The sequence below is a fragment of the Hymenobacter psychrotolerans DSM 18569 genome (assembly GCF_900142395.1).
GTDB classification, from domain to species: Bacteria; Bacteroidota; Bacteroidia; order Cytophagales; family Hymenobacteraceae; genus Hymenobacter; species Hymenobacter psychrotolerans.
Genome location: NZ_FRAS01000022.1, coordinates 19179 through 35400 on the forward strand (window position 1 = coordinate 19179; position 16222 = coordinate 35400).

8 protein-coding genes and 1 other RNA gene are annotated in these 16222 nt (G+C 62.6%); 7 read left to right on the forward strand and 2 right to left on the reverse strand.

From position 1 onward, the window contains the following. Positions 1–92: 92 nt before the first annotated feature. The gene (gene dnaX, locus BUE15_RS16945; protein WP_073287780.1) at positions 93–2288 is read right to left on the reverse strand and encodes a DNA polymerase III subunit gamma/tau; all 2196 of its coding nucleotides are present in this window, start codon (positions 2286–2288) and stop codon (positions 93–95) included. Positions 2289–2566: 278 nt separating this feature from the next. Here dnaX and BUE15_RS16950 point away from each other — a divergent pair, with 278 nt between their 5' ends. Further along, entirely contained in the window at positions 2567–4741 is a 2175-nt protein-coding gene (locus tag BUE15_RS16950) for a prolyl oligopeptidase family serine peptidase (protein ID WP_073287835.1), read from the forward strand. A 164-nt stretch (positions 4742–4905) separates the two neighbouring features. Next, positions 4906–5277: a transfer-messenger RNA gene (ssrA, locus tag BUE15_RS16955) on the forward strand. Between the two features lie 81 nt (positions 5278–5358). Here ssrA and BUE15_RS16960 read toward each other — a convergent pair. After that, positions 5359–6537 (reverse strand): LacI family DNA-binding transcriptional regulator, encoded by a 1179-nt coding sequence (locus BUE15_RS16960; RefSeq protein ID WP_073287782.1) that lies wholly within the window; start codon positions 6535–6537, stop codon positions 5359–5361. Between the two features lie 330 nt (positions 6538–6867). Between BUE15_RS16960 and uxuA the strand changes: the two genes are divergently transcribed. The 5 genes from uxuA (at position 6868) to BUE15_RS16985 (ending at position 16181) form a co-directional block, all read left to right on the forward strand. Beyond that, a complete protein-coding gene (gene uxuA, locus BUE15_RS16965) occupies positions 6868–8121 on the forward strand; it encodes a mannonate dehydratase (protein WP_073287784.1) in 1254 nt (417 codons plus the stop codon). Between the two features lie 27 nt (positions 8122–8148). Beyond that, positions 8149–10251, forward strand: coding sequence for an alpha-glucuronidase family glycosyl hydrolase (locus tag BUE15_RS16970; RefSeq protein WP_073287786.1), 2103 nt, complete (start codon positions 8149–8151; stop codon positions 10249–10251). Positions 10252–10274: 23 nt separating this feature from the next. Beyond that, positions 10275–11087 (forward strand): SDR family NAD(P)-dependent oxidoreductase, encoded by an 813-nt coding sequence (locus BUE15_RS16975; RefSeq protein ID WP_170865297.1) that lies wholly within the window; start codon positions 10275–10277, stop codon positions 11085–11087. Between the two features lie 63 nt (positions 11088–11150). Then, a complete protein-coding gene (locus BUE15_RS16980) occupies positions 11151–14315 on the forward strand; it encodes a SusC/RagA family TonB-linked outer membrane protein (protein ID WP_073287788.1) in 3165 nt (1054 codons plus the stop codon). A gap of 111 nt (positions 14316–14426) precedes the next feature. Continuing rightward, positions 14427–16181 (forward strand): RagB/SusD family nutrient uptake outer membrane protein, encoded by a 1755-nt coding sequence (locus tag BUE15_RS16985; RefSeq protein WP_073287790.1) that lies wholly within the window; start codon positions 14427–14429, stop codon positions 16179–16181. The last annotated feature ends 41 nt before the right edge of the window (positions 16182–16222 follow it).

Consider the following 16222-nt stretch of genomic DNA (forward strand, 5'->3'; position numbering starts at 1 on the left):
CACGCCTGGGTAGCAGCAGAAAAAGACTGAACCCCGGGAAGCCTGCTGCAACGGCAGTTTCCCCGGGGTTCAGTCTTTGCTACGCTTGGAAGCTAGTCCGTGTCGAGGCCCAGCTTCTGCTTCATTTCCAGCAGGATGGGGTACTTTTCCATCAGGTACTCCATCTTGTCGGTGGAGGTGTAGAGCTTGCGGCTGGTGTCGATGCGCTCCACTATTTCTACCTGCACGTTCAGGCGTGGGTAGCCGGTGCGGCGGCGCAGCTCACCCAGAAACTCGGCCCGCATTTCGTTGAACTGGTCTTCCTGCACGGGGTTGTCCACACGCAGCAGGATCTGGTGCTGCTCGTTGGCCTGCACCGGGCGGTTGAGGAGGCTGTAGTGCATCATGCTGATGGCCTTGCGCTCCTCAGTCAGTTCCTGCCACACGCGCTGCAACACCTCATCGTTGATGGCGGGCAGGCCGGTGGTGGGGCCGCTGGGCTCGGTATCCACGGCGGCTTTGCCGGCGGCTGCCTGCTGCTCCAGCTGCGCTTTCATGGCGCCGAGGCTGCCCAGGCCCGGCAGCTTGGTGCCCAGCCCCAGTGGCTTGCCGGCGGGTGGCATCCCGGGGCGGGGCGGGGGCATGGGAGCCGCCGTCACGGCCGGCTGGCCCGGCTCGTGCCCGGCCATGCTGGGCCGCCCGATTTCAACGTGGGGCACCGTGTCGCGTAGCTTGGTGGTGGCCGGTACCTGCGTAGCCGCTTCGTCCTCGATGCTGGGCGTATCGTGCAGCTCTTCCACGCCGCGTTCCACCGGCACAATGGGCTCGGGGTCGGCGGGAGCTGATGTACCCCGAAGCGGCGCTTCGGCCCGTACTGCGTGGTTCGGTACCGCGCCGTTAGGTGTTGGTCGGTCAACGGCCGAAGCGTCGCTTCGGGGTACTGCCGCGCCATATGTCGCTGGGGCTTCGGCGGTGCCGTCGGCCACGAGCCGGCCGTTGGCCGCTGGCGCGGCCGGAGTTGTTACACTACTTTTTTTTTTCGCCTCGCCGTTGTCCGACGCGGCTCCGGCGGAGGCGCTCGGACCAGAGTTCAGGTCGCGGGCAAACTGCACGGCGCTGTTGAGGTAGGTGAGCTTCATCAGCGTCAGCTCCACGTGCAGGCGCTGGTTTTTGGCCTGCTTGAACTCCCGGTCGCAGAGGCTTACCAGGTTCAGGCCCGACAGCAGGAACGGCAGCGGCGCGGCCTGGGCCTGCTGCACGTAGAGCAGCCGGATATTGTCGGATACTTCCAGCAGCTGCACGGTCACGGGGTCTTTGCAAACCAGCAGCCCGCGCAGGTGCTCGGCCGCGCCCACCACAAAGTTGTGCAGGTCGAACCCGTTCTGCATGATTTCCTCCAGCAGCAGCAGCGTGGCGCTCAGGTTTTCGGTCAGCAGCGCATCCACGAGCCGGAAATAGTACTCGTAGTCCAGAATGTGCAGGTTCTGCACCACGTCCTTGTAGGTCAGGTCGTGGCCCGAGAAAGTCACCATCTGGTCGAACATGCTCAGCGCGTCGCGCAGACCGCCATCGGCTTTCTGAGCCAGCAGGTGCAGCGCGTCTTCTTCGGCCTTGATGCTTTCCTGCGTAGCCACGTGGCGCAGGTGCCCCCGAATATCATCGACCCGAATCCGGTTGAAATCGAAGATCTGGCAGCGCGACAGAATCGTGGGGATAATCTTGTGGCGCTCAGTGGTGGCCAGGATGAAAATGGCGTAGCTCGGCGGCTCTTCCAGCGTCTTCAGAAAGGCGTTGAAGGCCGCATTCGAGAGCATGTGCACCTCGTCGATGATGTACACCTTGAAGCGGCCCTGCTGCGGGGCGTAGCGCACCTGCTCCACGAGGCTGCGGATGTCCTCCACCGAGTTGTTGGAGGCCGCATCCAGCTCGTGCACGTTGAACGAGGCGTTTTCCTGGAACGCCCGGCACGACGAGCATTTGCCGCAGGCTTCCAGCTCGAACGGCGTGTTGTTGGGGTCTGTGGCCGCGAGCAGTGCATCGGGCACGATGTCGGGCTGCTGCTGAATCAGCTCGGAAACCGGGCGGCTCTTGCGCACGTGTTCCTCTACAAACTCGCAGTTGATGGTTTTGGCCAGAATCCGGGCACAGGTGGTTTTGCCGACGCCCCGGGGGCCGCAGAACAGAAACGCCTGCGCCAGGTGCTGCGAGGCAATGGCGTTTTGCAGAGTAGTGGTGACGTGCTGCTGCCCCACCACGCTGCGAAACGTGGCTGGACGGTACTTGCGGGCCGAAACGACGAAATTCTCCATAGCTACTGGCTACAAAGATAGGCAATGCCCGGCCCGATTCCGCCCCCGGCAGCCGGGGTTTTGGGCCGCCGGCACCGCCCGCCAGCGCATAGCAGCATGAGAAAATCCGCCGGCGGTGCCGGGAGTATATGAGCCGGCAAGTGAACTGGTATTGGAGTGGCGAGTGTGGTGTGAACGGCTGATAATCACATGATTGTGTGATTGTGTAGTGCCGGGAATTTGGCGTGTTTGGCCCGGCTTTCTGGTTGGGTTATTTCACCGTATTCACGTCTCATTTCATGAAAACAGCCTTATTCTTCACGAGTCTGCTGGCCTCCACGGCCGCTCTTGCCCAATCGGGCCCGGCTGCTGCGCCTTCCGTGCCGGCCGCCGATACCTACTTCGGCGTGAAGGTGGATGACCCGTACCGTAACCTCGAAAACCTGCAGGACCCGGCCGTAGCCGCCTGGATGAAAGCCCAGAGCGAGTACACCCGCCAGACGCTGGACGCTATTCCGGGCCGAAAGGGGCTGCTTGACAAGATGGTAGAAATGGACAAGCGCAAAGCCGCCCGCGTGACGGACCTGCGCGTGGCCGACAACGACCGGTACTTCTACTATAAGTCGCGGCCGCAGGACCAGCAGCCCAAGCTCTACTGCCGCGATGGCTACAAGGGGCAGGAGGTGCTGCTCTTCGACCCTGAAGGCTACGAGGCGGGCAAGGTGTACAACATCAACGGGTTTTCGCCCAGCCCCGATGGCTCCAAGGTGTCGTTCGGCATCAGCGAGAAAGGCACCGAGCTGGGCCGCACCCTGATAATGGACGTGAAAACCCGCAAGCTCTACCCCGAGCAGATTCCGTTGAACCGGGGCGGCGGCGAGTGGCTGCCCGACAACCAGACGCTGGCCTACCTGCCCTACAACAACGACGACCTGAAGGATATGGCCGCCCGCCAGAACACGCAGTGCCGCCTGCACCGCGTGGGCACGCTCGTCGCCCAGGACCAGATAGTTTTCTCCAGCCAGCTCTATCCCAAGCTCGGCATCAAGCCCTCCGACTACCCATATGCGGGCATCGACCGGGATACCAAACTGGCGTATGGCTTCCTGTACTCCGTGGACCGCTACATGAATGTGTTTTACGCCCCATCTGCGGCCCTCACCAAGCCCAATATTCCCTGGAAGCCACTGTTTCGGCCCTCCGATGAAGTCACCAACTTCGTGACGGACGAGCAGAATATCTACTTCGTGACTTCCCGCAACACGCCCCGCCAGAAGCTGATGCGCATGCCCGCCGCCCGGCCCGACGTAGCCACGGCCGAAGTGCTGGTGCCCGAGGCGGCCGACGAATCCATCAACGATGAGCAGCTGAAAACCACCAAGGACGGCGTGTACTTTGTGCGCACGAAAAACGGGGTGGGGGCCAAGCTGTACTTCGTGGCCCGCGGCTCGAAAACGGTGCAGGAGCTGAAGCTGCCCCGCCCCGCCGGCCGCCTGGAGCTGACGGGCAAAAACGCGCAGTCGCCGGACCTATGGGTGACGATGGGCGGCTGGACCTCCGACCGGCAGCGCTACCGCTACACCGCCGCCAGCCGGCAGTTCACGCCCGAGCCGTTGTCGTCGGAGGCGCAATACCCCGAATTTGCCGACCTGGTGGTGGAAGAGGTGATGGTGCCCTCGCACGACGGCGTGCAGGTGCCCTTGTCGCTGGTGTATAAGAAGGGGCTGAAGCGCGACAAGGCCGCGCCCACGCTAATGATTGGCTACGGGGCTTACTCGCGGGTGATGGAGCCCACCTTCATGCCGCCGTTCCTGCTCTGGGCGCAGCAGGGCGGTGTACTGGCCGTGCCGCACGTGCGGGGCGGCGGCGAGCTGGGCGAGGCCTGGCATAAGGCCGGCCAGAAAACCACCAAGCCCAACACCTGGAAAGACCTGATTGCCTGCGCCGAATACCTGACCAAAAACAATTACACCGCGCCCGGCAAAATTGCCATCAACGGCGGCAGCGCCGGGGGCATCCTCATCGGGCGGGCCATGACCGAGCGGCCTGACCTGTTTGCGGTGGCCATTCCGGAGGTGGGCTGTATGAACGCCGTGCGCATGGAAAACTCGCCCAACGGCCCCGTAAACGTGCCCGAGTTCGGCACCATGGCCAAGGAGGACGAGGCCAAAGCACTGCTGGAAATGGACGCCTACCACCACCTCAAGCCCGGCACCAGCTACCCCGCCACGCTCGTCACGGCCGGCTTCAACGACCCGCGCGTAATTGCGTGGCAGCCGGCCAAGTTTGCGGCTCGCCTGCAGGCCAGCAACGCCAGCGGCAAGCCCGTGCTGTTCTTCACCGACTACGAAGCCGGCCACGGCATGGGCGACTCCCGCCTCAAGCAGTTCGAAAGCATTGCCGACCTGATGGCCTTCGGACTGTGGCAGACCAACGCCGACGGTTTTCAGCCCAACAAGGTAGCCGCCAAGTAGCGCCCGGCCGGCGTAGGCAGCATCCGGGCGCTCAGAGTGCGGGCCCCGGATGCTGCTCAAACTGGTCTGAAACCGGGAACATTTTTGGGGCCCAGCAACGTTTTCTGGCTGATGTGCGTACATTCGCACCCCGCACTTCGGCGCGGATATGTTCTTTCTCAATTGGGGCTGACCGGAATTGACAGCTTGTGCATGTCGCGAGTAAGCGTGTCGGGAGTTGGATGAATCTCCCGTAAAAAAAGCCGTCCGAACAACAACTGGCGAGTATAGCTACGCCATGGCTGCTTAGTCTAGGTACTAAGTAAATGCCATCGTCCCGCACCCGTAATCCTTCTCACGGGTGAGTTCGGGGCGTCGTAAGAGGTAGGATAGTCTTAGGGGCGCTGTGACGCTAAGGCGAAACTCAAACAGATAAGGACAAACCAAGGGCCTGATGTGCGCCTGGGATGTCTCGAAAATTTAAGCATAGATACACACGTAGAAAGCTCGACGCCTTCCTTGTCTGGACCAGGGTTCGAATCCCTGCAGCTCCACTTAGTACCCGAAAAACCCATCTGACGCTTCGTCGGATGGGTTTTTGTTTTTCCGGGCCCCATATCGGCCCCCATGAAGCTGGGTCAGATTTCGAGCTTGAAATAGCCGCCGGCTCCTTTCAGCGACGACTGCCGAATGACCAGGTCGCCGGACACCACGTAGGTGCGCGGCTTGAAGCTTTCCTTCTGGCGCACCTGCTCCAGAAACAGGCGGGCGGCCTGCTGCCCAATCCGGTAAGGATGCAGGTTGACGGTGGTAAGGCCGGGCTCAATCATGGAAGCCATGAACTCGTCGCCGAACCCCACCACGGCTATTTCATCGGGCACGCGCAGGCCCCGCTTCTTCAGGGCCACCAGCAGGTCGAAGGCGTTGGTGTAGTTGATGGCGAATATGGCATCGGGCGGCTCCGGCAGCGCCAGCCACGTATCGAGGGCCGCTACCGCCGACTCGGGCCGGAAGTTGATGTGGACTTCGTATTCGGGTTTGAGGGGCAAATGGTGGCGCCTCAGCGCGCTCTGGTAGCCCGCCAGCCGGTTCCGGCTGATCAGCAACGACTCCGGGCCGGCCAGAATAGCAATGCGCCGCGCGCCCTGCTCAATAAGGTGCTCCGTGAGGTTGAAGGCGCCGTTCCAGTCGTCCAGGATTACTTTGGCGCTGTCTACCTCGTTGCTGACCCGGTCGAAATGAATGACCGGAACGCCCCGGCAGGCGCCCGGTTTCACGTGGTCGAAGTTCTCGGTTTCGCGGGAGTGGCAAATCAGCAGGCCATCTACGCGGCTGGCAATAAGGGCCTGCACGTTGCTGACTTCCATTTCGTACGATTCCTTGGACTGGCAAATCATGACGCGGTAGCCGGCTTCGCCCACCACCTGCTGAATTCCGCTCACGGCCGTTGCAAAAAAGGGCCGCTCAATGTCCGGAATCACCACCCCAATGGTGTTGGTTTCGCTGCTCTTGAGGCTCTGGGCCAGTAGGTTAGGCTGGTAGTCGAGCTGGCGGGCCACTTCTATGATGGCCTGCCGCGTGTTGGCGTTGATGTCGGAATGGCCGTTGAGAGCCCGCGAAACGGTGGAGGGCGCCACGCCCAGCGCCTTGGCTACGTCGCTGATAGTGGTTTGGTGGCGCTTGCGCTCCGGGGTCGGCAGTTCCTTGTTGTCGGTGAAGTGGTAGTCGCAGGCTTTGCAGAAGTACCGCTGCCGTCCCCGGATGAATCCGGCCCGCATCACCGCATCGGCGGAGATGCACTTAGTGCATTTCATCATAAGGCAAATGGTATTATTTTATAATACCCGAAAAGCAGTGGACGGAAGGAAGCTGAGCAGGCTTTTGATTATTCGAAGATAATCTACAAAATATTTTTTATCCGGCAACGAGTCAAGATTACCTATCGGAACCGTTTTCGGTAACGTTTCCGATCTTTTTATTTGAATTAGAGCCTGTTGAGGGTGTTTTTTTATTCACTTGCGTGTCAATTGTTCTTCTATCTTCGAGACCAGGAGCCCAAGAGATACCCAGGACCGGTTTTTCGGAAAAACCTATACCTGTTCTTCGGGGCTGGCTTCAGGATAGTAAATTTCTTATACCCTATTTCCATGCTGCACACCATGCGCTGGTTCGGACCCCAGGACCCGGTTTCGCTCTTCTCGCTCCGGCAGGCGGGCTGCACGGGCGTAGTCACGGCGCTACACCAGTTGCCGGTGGGCGTAGTATGGCCGCAGGCTGAAATCCGGGAGCGGCAGCATCTCATTGAAGCCGATAATGCCCGCTACTCGCCGCTGCACTGGGCCGTGGTAGAAAGCCTGCCCGTGCACGAGGACATCAAGAAAGGCCTGCCTTCGCGCGACACGTACATAGCGCGTTATAAGGAGTCGTTGCGCAATCTGGCGGCCTGCGGCATCCGGACGGTGTGCTACAACTTTATGCCGGTGCTGGACTGGTCGCGCACCAACCTGCACTATGAAATGCCCGACGGCTCCCGCGCCCTGCGCTTTGTATGGCAGGATTTCGCCGTGTTCGACCTGTGTATCCTGCGCCGCCCCGGTGCCGAAGCGGCTTATGAGCCGGCCGTGGCGGAAGATGCCCGCACGCAGTTTGCTGCTATGTCGGCGGCGGAAACAGCAGAGCTGACCAACACAGTGCTACTGGGCCTGCCCGGCTCCGAGGAAGCTTTTGAGTTAGCTGATTTTCAGGGCGTGCTGGATGAGTATGCCGCCATTGATGCCGCCGCGCTGCGCGAAAACCTATACTATTTCCTGCGGGAAGTAGGGCCGGTGGCTGAGGAAACGGGCGTCAACCTGTGCATTCACCCCGACGACCCGCCATTTCCGCTGCTGGGTCTGCCGCGCGTGGTGAGCACCGAAGCCGACCTGGAGGGCCTGCTGCGTGCCTACGACTCGCCGGCCAACGGCCTCACGTTCTGCACCGGCTCCCTGGGCGTGCGCCCCGATAACGACCTGGCCGGCATAGTGCGGCGCTTCGGCTCCCGCATTCATTTTGTGCACCTGCGCGCTACCAAGCGCGAAGAAAACCCGCGCAACTTCCACGAAGCCGACCACCTCACTGGCGACGTGGATATGTACGCCGTGGTGCGGGAGCTGGTGCGCGAAGAGCTGCGCCGGGCCCGTACCGGCAAAGGCACCCCCAACCTGCCCATGCGCCCCGACCACGGCCACCAGATGCTCGATGATCTGGAAAAGCGCACCTACCCCGGCTACTCCGCCATTGGCCGCCTGCGCGGGCTGGCCGAGCTGCGCGGGCTGGAGCTGGGCATCCGGCAGGGGCTGCTGGCCGAGGAGGAGGGGCTGCCCGGCTACCATGCTGCTGCCCACGTGCCCCGCTTCGTCTGACCGCTCCTTCACTCCGCCTTCCCACCCATGTTACTCCGCTTGCTGCTGCTTCTGCTGCTGTGCGCCGGGCCCCGTTTTGCGGCCCTGGCCGATGATGGCTACCGCCTGTGGCTGAAGTATGACCTGCTGCCCGAGGGCAGTGCGCGCAAAGCGTGGCAGGCGCAGGCCAAAGGCATTTCACTTGACAATAACGCGGGACCTACCCTGCAAACGGCTGCCAGCGAGCTGCAACTCGGGCTGCAAGGCTTGCTGGGACGCCCGGTGCCGGTGGGGGCGCCGGGCGGCAAGGGCCGCATCCGGCTGCGCGTGGCGCCTGATGCTACCCTCGGCCAGGAAGGCTACCGCATATCGGCTCAGAAAGACGGTATCGAAATCACCGGGCCCACGGATGCGGCGGTGCTGTATGGCTGCTTTGCGCTGCTCCGGCAGGTGCAGACCGGGCAGCTGCCGGACAAGCTCAGCCTCAGCAGCCAGCCCCGCATCCAGCACCGCCTGCTCAACCACTGGGACAACCCCAATGGCACCGTGGAGCGCGGCTACGCGGGCTCTTCTATCTGGAAGTGGCAGGAACTGCCCGAAGTGCTGGACCCGCGCTACCAAGACTACGCCCGCGCCAACGCCTCTATCGGCATCAATGGCGTGGTGCTGAACAATGTGAATGCCAGTGCCCGCTACCTCACGCCGGAGTACCTGCGGAAAGTAGCGGCGCTGGCCGGCGTGATGCGCCCCTACGGCATCCGGGTGTATCTGTCGGTGTTCTGGGCCGCGCCCAAGGTCATCGGTGGGCTGCCGACTTCCGACCCGCTCGACCCCAAAGTGAAGCAGTGGTGGAAAGCCCGGACCGACGAAATCTACCAGACCATTCCCGACTTCGGCGGCTTTCTGGTGAAGGCCAACTCCGAAGGCGAACCGGGCCCCCAGGACTACGGCCGCAACCACGCCGACGGAGCCAACATGCTGGCCCAGGCTCTGGGCACGCACGACGGTATTGTGATGTGGCGCGCCTTTGTGTACAAAGCCAACTCCAAAGGGGACCGGTTCAAGGAAGCTTATGAGGAGTTTCAGCCGCTGGATGGCAAATTCGATCCGAAAGTGCTGGTGCAGGTGAAAAACGGCCCGATTGACTTTCAGGCGCGGGAGCCGTTTCATCCGCTGTTTGGAGCCATGCCACGCACGCCGCTGGTGCTGGAAGTACAGCTCACGCAGGAGTACCTGGGCTTTGCCACGCACCTCGTGTACCTGGGCCCGCTCATCAAGGAGTGCCTCGACTCGGATACGCACAGCCAGGGCCCAGGCTCTACCGTGGCTAAGGTGGTAGACGGCACGCTGGAAAAACACAGCCTGAGCGGCATTGCGGGCGTGGCCAACATCGGCTCCGACCGGAACTGGACCGGACACCCTATAGGGCAGTCCAACTGGTACGCCTTCGGGCGCCTGGCCTGGGACCATACGCTCAGCTCGGCCTCTATTGCCGAAGAATGGACCCGCATGACGCTCACGCGCCAGCCCGAGGCTGTGGCCGCGGTAACGGACGTGCTCAATAAGTCGCGCGACATTTATGTGCGCTACACTACGCCACTGGGCCTGCACCACATCATGGGCCAGACCCTGCACTACGGCCCCGAGCCCTGGCTGGCCAAGAGCGACCGGCCCGACTGGACGTCGGTGTATTACCATAAAGCTGATTCCGTGGGGCTGGGCTTCAACCGCACCGCCAGCGGCTCCAACGCCCTGAGTCTGTATGCGCCGGGTGCCCGCCAGGTGTGGAGCAATCCGGCCACCTGCCCGCCCAGCTACCTGCTCTGGTTCCATCATGTGGGCTGGGGGCAGCAGCTCAGCACCGGCCGCAGCCTCTGGGACGAGCTAACCACCCGCTACTACACCGGCGCCGACTCCGTGCTCTGGATGCAGCAGCGCTGGGAGCAGGTGAAGCCGGCCCTGGATGCCAGGCTGCACGCCGATGTAGCCGCCCGCCTGCGCATTCAGCACCGCGAGGCGCTGTGGTGGCGCGATGCCTGCGTGCTCTACTTCCAGACGTTTTCGCGGCGGCCCATTCCGCAGGCCCTCACTCCGCCCACCCGCCCTTTGGCCGAAATCAAGCAATTGGTCGACCTCTACCAACTGCGCTAACCACCCGCTTTACCTTCACCCGCATGGTACACCCCAAGCCTCTTCTTTCTGCCCGCCCGCAGCCAAACGGGAAGCTGCAGCCTAACCCTTTTTCGCTGGAAGGCAAGCTGGCCCTGATTACCGGGGGCGGCACCGGTATTGGGCTGGAAATAGCCCGCTGCATGAGCGTGGCCGGCGCCACCGTCATCATTACGGGTCGGCGCGAGGCCGTGCTGCAGGAAGCCGTGGCCGAGCTCGGCAGCTCGGCGCACTACCTCACCAACGACGTTTGCGAGCTAAACACACTCGACGGGCTGGTAGCGCATATAGAGGCCACCTATGGCCCGCTGGATATTCTGGTGAACAACGCCGGCGTGAACATGAAAAAACCAGCACTGGAAGTCACGGACGAAGAATTCAACCGCATCATCCAGACCAACCTCAACGCCGTGTTTGCTCTCACGCGGGCCTGCGCCTCGCGCATGGTCGAGCGCAAGAGCGGCACCATCCTCATGATTTCCTCTATGGCGGCCTACTACGGCATCGATAGGGTAGTGGCGTACGCCGCTTCCAAGTCGGGTGTGGAAGGCATGGTGAAGGTGCTGGCCTCGGAGTTTTCGAAGTACAACGTGCGCGTGAATGCCATTGCGCCGGGCTTCATTGAAACCGAGATGAGCCGCACCGCCATGAACTCCGACCCCGACCGGCGCGACCGGGCCATGCGCCGCACGCCTATGGGCAAGTTCGGCCAGCCCCAGGATATCGGCCACGCATCCGTGTTTCTGGCCTCCGAAGCGGCGCGCTACATCACCGGTGCCTCGCTGCCCGTGGATGGCGGCAACTCCATCGGCTTCTAGCCGCCTGCCTGCCCAAATCCCCCCTTTTCCTCCGCAACACACAACTCAAATTCCCTCACTCACATGCATTCACCACTACGCAAAACAGCCTTAGGGCTGAGCTGGCCGTTGGCATTCGCTACCGGCCTGCCCCTGGCCGGCGCCCTGCTGGCTCCAACCCACGTGCAGGCCCAGACGGCCCGCACTATTTCCGGCCGCGTGACGGACCGGACCAGCGGCGAAGGCGTGCCCGGCGTGACCGTGCTGGTGAAAGGCACGAATACCGGCATCTCTACCAACGGCGACGGCAGCTTTGTGCTGCAGGTGCCCAACGATGCCGCCACGCTGGTGTTCTCAGCCATCGGCTACGTGTCGGTGGAGCGGCCCATCGGGCAGAACACCACCTTCGATGTGGCGCTGGCTACCGACGCCAAGGCCCTGAGCGAAGTAGTGGTGGTGGGCTACGGCACCCAGCGGAAAAGCCAGGTGACGGGCGCTATTTCGTCGGTGGATGAGCAGGCCCTGCGCGATGTGCCCGTGGCCAACGTAGGCCAGGCCCTGCAGGGCCGCGCGGCCGGCGTCAATATTTCCAGCTCCAGCAACACGCCCGGCCAGAACCCGGTTATCCGCATCCGGGGCAACCGCTCGTTTTCGGGTTCCAACGACCCGCTGCTGGTCGTGGACGGGGTACCGTACGATGGCAGCCTCAACGACCTGAACCCCGACGATATCGTGTCGCTGGAAGTGCTGAAAGATGCCTCTTCCACGGCCATTTACGGGGCCCGCGGCGCCAACGGTGTTATTCTGATTTCGACGCGGCGCGGCAAAAACGGCCCGACGCGCGTTACTTACAGCGGCTACTACGGCGTGAAGCAGGCGCGCGAGTTCGACCTGCAGAACGGGCAGGAGTTCTACGATTTCCGGCTGCGCGCCTACCGGGCCCGCAACCCCACCTTCGACCCGGTAGCTACGCCCACCTTCCTGACCCAGGGCGAGCGGGACAACCTGGCCGCCGGCCGCTTCACCGACTACCAGGACCTGCTGATTCAGAAGGGGCGCCTGCAGAACCATGCCCTGGGCATGTCGGGCGGTAATGAACAGACCCAGTACTCGGCCTCACTGGGCTACTACGACGAAACGGGCGTGGTGCCGGTGCAGCAGTTTCAGCGCTTCTCGCTGCGCGGCACCCTGGACCAGCAGATTGGCAAGCGGGTGAAAATCGGCTTCAACACGCTCAACACCTACATCCAGCAGGACGACCCGAACCTGAACATCATCAATTCCATTCTGACGGGCAGCCCGCTGGCTTCGCCCTTCGATGCCAACGGCCTGCCGATTCTGTTCCCGAACACCGACACGGCTCTGCCCAACCCACTGACGTACTACGTTGAAGATGCCCATAAGGAGCAGAACCGCCGGCTGCGCAGCTTCAACAGCCTCTACGGCCAGGTCAACATCCTCAAGGGCCTGGACTACCGCCTGAATGTCGGCCTGGATTTCCGGTCCGAAACGGGCGGCAACTTCTTTGCTACCGGCACGCCGGCCCGCGGCACGGGCGTCAACCAGGCCGGGCGCTCCGGCAACACGGCCTCCAACATTCTGCTGGAAAACCTGCTGCTCTACAACCGCACCTTCGCCGACAAGCACGACGTGAACTTCACGGGCCTGTACAGCATCCAGGATTTCCGGACCGACAACTTCTCGGCCACGGTGCAGGACCTGCCCACCAACTACCAGCTCTACAACAACCTGGGCGCGGGTAAGCCGGTGACCTCCACGAGCGGTTTCAGCCGCTGGGACATCATCTCCTACATGGGCCGCCTGAACTACGCCTTCGACAACCGCTACTCCGCCACCGTGACCATGCGCGTCGATGGCTCATCGCGCCTGTCGCCGGGCAACAAGTACAAGGCCTTCCCCTCGGCGGCCGTGGCCTGGAACATTGCCAACGAAGGCTTTATTCAGGACCAGAGCTGGGTGAGCGGCCTGAAGCTGCGCGCCAGCATCGGCCGCGTGGGCAGCACGGCCATCAACCCCTACCAGACCCTCGGCTCGCTGAACACCGGCCTCGGCAACGGCAACTACACTTACGGCCCCACCGGCGCGGTAGGGGTGGTGCCGGGCAGCATTCCGAACAACGACCTGGGCTGGGAATACACCACTACCACCAACTTCGGCCTCGACTTCGGCTTCTTCGACAACCGCGTGAGCGGCTCGGTAGAAGTGTATCAGCAGCGCACCAGCGACCTGCTGCTGCCCTTCGCCCTGCCCGGCGCCAGCGGCTACACCTCGGTGCTCGTCAATGCGGGCAAAACCCAGAACCGCGGCCTGGAAATTACGCTCTCGACCATCAACATGCGTACCGGCGGCGACCGGGGCTTTGAGTGGATTACGGACTGGAACTTCACGGTGAACCGCGAGAAAGTGCTGGACCTGAACCGCTACAACGAAAACGGCGACCCTATCGACGACCTGGCTAACCAGCGCTTCATCGGCCAGCCGCTGTACGTTATCTACGACTACAAAAAAACCGGTATCTGGCAGCTGGGCGAAGAGTCGCAAGCGGCCCGCTACGGCACGCTGCCCGGCCAGATCAAGTTTGAGGACGTGAACAACGACGGCCGCATCGACGCCGCCGACCGCCAGATCATCGGCTCGCGCCAGCCCAAGTTTGAGGCCGGCCTGACCAACCGCTTCAAGTACAAAGGCTTCGATCTGACGGCCGTGGCCCTCACCCGCGTGGGCGCCACCATCGTCGATCCGCTGCTGTTCGGCCCCTCGTACTTTACCACCTTCGACGGCCGCCGCAACCAGATCAATCTGGACTACTGGACGCCGCAGAACCCTACCAACAACTTCCCGCAGCCGGTGCAGGGCATCGGCGACTACCAGACCGACAGCCGCGTGCTGGGCTACGTAAGCGGCACCTTCGTCAAGGTGCGCAGCATTGATCTGGGCTACGCGCTGCCGAGCAGCCTGTTCAGCAAGGTGAAAATGAGCACGGCCCGCATCTACGTGCAGGTGCAGAACCCCTTCATCTGGTCGCCGGTGGACGTGTATAAGAAGAACAAGGCCATTGACCCGGATGCGCTGTCGTACTCGTCGCGCTTCAACAACGCCAACTCCAGCCAGGGCGGCATCGAATTCACGGACGGCAACCCGTCTAACGGCAATGCCGGGGTAGCGGGCCGCGGGGTGTCGTACCCGGCTACGCGCGCTTTCCTGGTAGGCCTGAACCTGGGCTTTTAAGACCGGCTTGCTCTGCGGGCCGGCCGGGGGCATACAGCTTTCCGGTCCGCCTGCGGCAGCCACTCTCAACTCACTTCCAACGATTCAACCGGCGCCGCGGCGCTACTTTATATGAAAAAGTCTTTTCTTGCACTTCTGGGACTTGCTCTGCTCGTGTCCGTTAGCGGGTGCGAAGATCTTCTGGAAGAAGATCCCCAATCCGTTCTGGTACCGTCGTTTCTGGGAACTCCGCAGGGCGTGGAGGCCGGCCTGACCGGCGTGTACGCCGGCCACCGCAACATCTACGGCAACGAGCAGGCCATGTACATGGCCGTGACGGGTACCGATGAGTTCATGCGCGGCATTGCCGACCAGGATGGCTTTCACGAGTATGCCCGCGGCCTGAACTTCGGGCCCTCGGCCGGCGTGGTAACCAACCAGTGGAACAACTACTACCAGTACATCAACGGGGCCAACGGCGTGCTGAAATACGCCGCCACGGTGCAGGGCATTCCGGCGGCCCGCGTGCAGCAGATTGTGGCCGAAACCAAAGTGCTGCGCGCCCACTACTACTTCCTGCTGGTGCAGTACTGGGGCGACGTGCCGCTGCAGCTCGAATTCCGCGACACGCCTACCACCGACATTGCGCGCACGCCCATTGCCGACGTTTACAACGCCATTATTGCGGACCTGACGGATGCGCTGGCCAACATTGCCAACACACCGGGCCAGCCCGGCCGCGTGTCGCGCGCCACGGCCCTGCACATTCTGGCCAAAGTGTACCTGACCCGCGCCACCTCCACGGCCAAGCAGGCCGACGACTACGCCAAGGCCGCGCAGTACGCCGAGGAGCTGATCAACAACCGCACGCGCTACGGCAAAAACCTGGAAGCCGACCCCGCCCGCGTGTTTGCCGACCAGAACGAAAACGGCCCCGAGGTGCTGATGAACGTGCAGTACAGCACCGACCCAACCTTCACGCAGACCAGCGAGCAGAACTACTTCAACGGCGGCAACGCTTCCAGCTTCTTCTACCGCAGCCGCTACGAGCAGGGCATCCCGAACATGGTGCGCGACCTGAAGAACGGCCGGCCATTTGCCCGGTTCGTGCCCACGCCCTACCTGCTCAACTCCTACAACATGCCCGGCGAAGCTGGCCGGACCCTGCGCACCACCGACACGCGCTTCAACAAGTGGTTCACGACCACCTGGTACGTCAACTCGCCGGGCGCGGCCAGTGGCAGCACTGCCGCCATCATCGGCGACACCTCGCTCTGGTACCCCAGCTACGAGCTGCCGGCCGCCGTACTGGCGCGCATCGCCGCCCGCCGCCCGGTGCCTTACCGCGTAATCCAGCCCAGCCAGCACACCCGCGAGTACTACCCTGTGATGAACAAGTACGACGACGTGCGCCGCGCCAGCACCAATGCGCCCTCGGTGCGGCCCTTCATCGTGTACCGCCTGGCCGAAACCTACCTGATTGCCTCAGAGGCCAACATGTACCTGGGCAACATGACCAAGGCCGTGGACTTCATGAACGTGGTGCGCGTACGGGCGGCCGCGCCGGGCAAGGAAGCCCAGATGCGCGTCACGGCCAGCCAGCTCAACATCGACTTCATCTTGGATGAGCGCACGCGCGAGCTGGGCGGCGAGGTGATGCGCTGGATGGACCTGACCCGCACCGGAAAGCTCATTGAACGGGTGAAAACCAACCCCGCGACCCGCGTGCCGGCTACCGTGAACAAGACCGTGCCTCTGAACGGCATCAGCGGCACCTATGGCTCCGACGTAGCGGCCAACATTCAGCCCTACCACGTGCTGCGCCCGATTCCGCAGCAGGATATTGACCGCACCAGCGGCAAAATCACGCAAAACCAAGGCTACTAATTTGTGTCGGAAGAGAAGCCGTGGTTTCCGTACAGGAACCA

What these genes read in the sequence shown, in the direction of transcription:
- BUE15_RS16985 (WP_073287790.1), top strand. Translation starts at nt 14,427, where the DNA reads ATGAAAAAGTCTTTTCTTGCACTTCTGGGACTTGCTCTGCTCGTGTCC.
- BUE15_RS16970 (WP_073287786.1), top strand. Translation starts at nt 8,149, where the DNA reads ATGTTACTCCGCTTGCTGCTGCTTCTGCTGCTGTGCGCCGGGCCCCGT.
- uxuA (WP_073287784.1), top strand. Translation starts at nt 6,868, where the DNA reads ATGCTGCACACCATGCGCTGGTTCGGACCCCAGGACCCGGTTTCGCTC.
- BUE15_RS16950 (WP_073287835.1), top strand. Translation starts at nt 2,567, where the DNA reads ATGAAAACAGCCTTATTCTTCACGAGTCTGCTGGCCTCCACGGCCGCT.
- BUE15_RS16960 (WP_073287782.1), bottom strand. Translation starts at nt 6,537, where the DNA reads ATGATGAAATGCACTAAGTGCATCTCCGCCGATGCGGTGATGCGGGCC.
- BUE15_RS16980 (WP_073287788.1), top strand. Translation starts at nt 11,151, where the DNA reads ATGCATTCACCACTACGCAAAACAGCCTTAGGGCTGAGCTGGCCGTTG.
- dnaX (WP_073287780.1), bottom strand. Translation starts at nt 2,288, where the DNA reads ATGGAGAATTTCGTCGTTTCGGCCCGCAAGTACCGTCCAGCCACGTTT.
- BUE15_RS16975 (WP_170865297.1), top strand. Translation starts at nt 10,275, where the DNA reads ATGGTACACCCCAAGCCTCTTCTTTCTGCCCGCCCGCAGCCAAACGGG.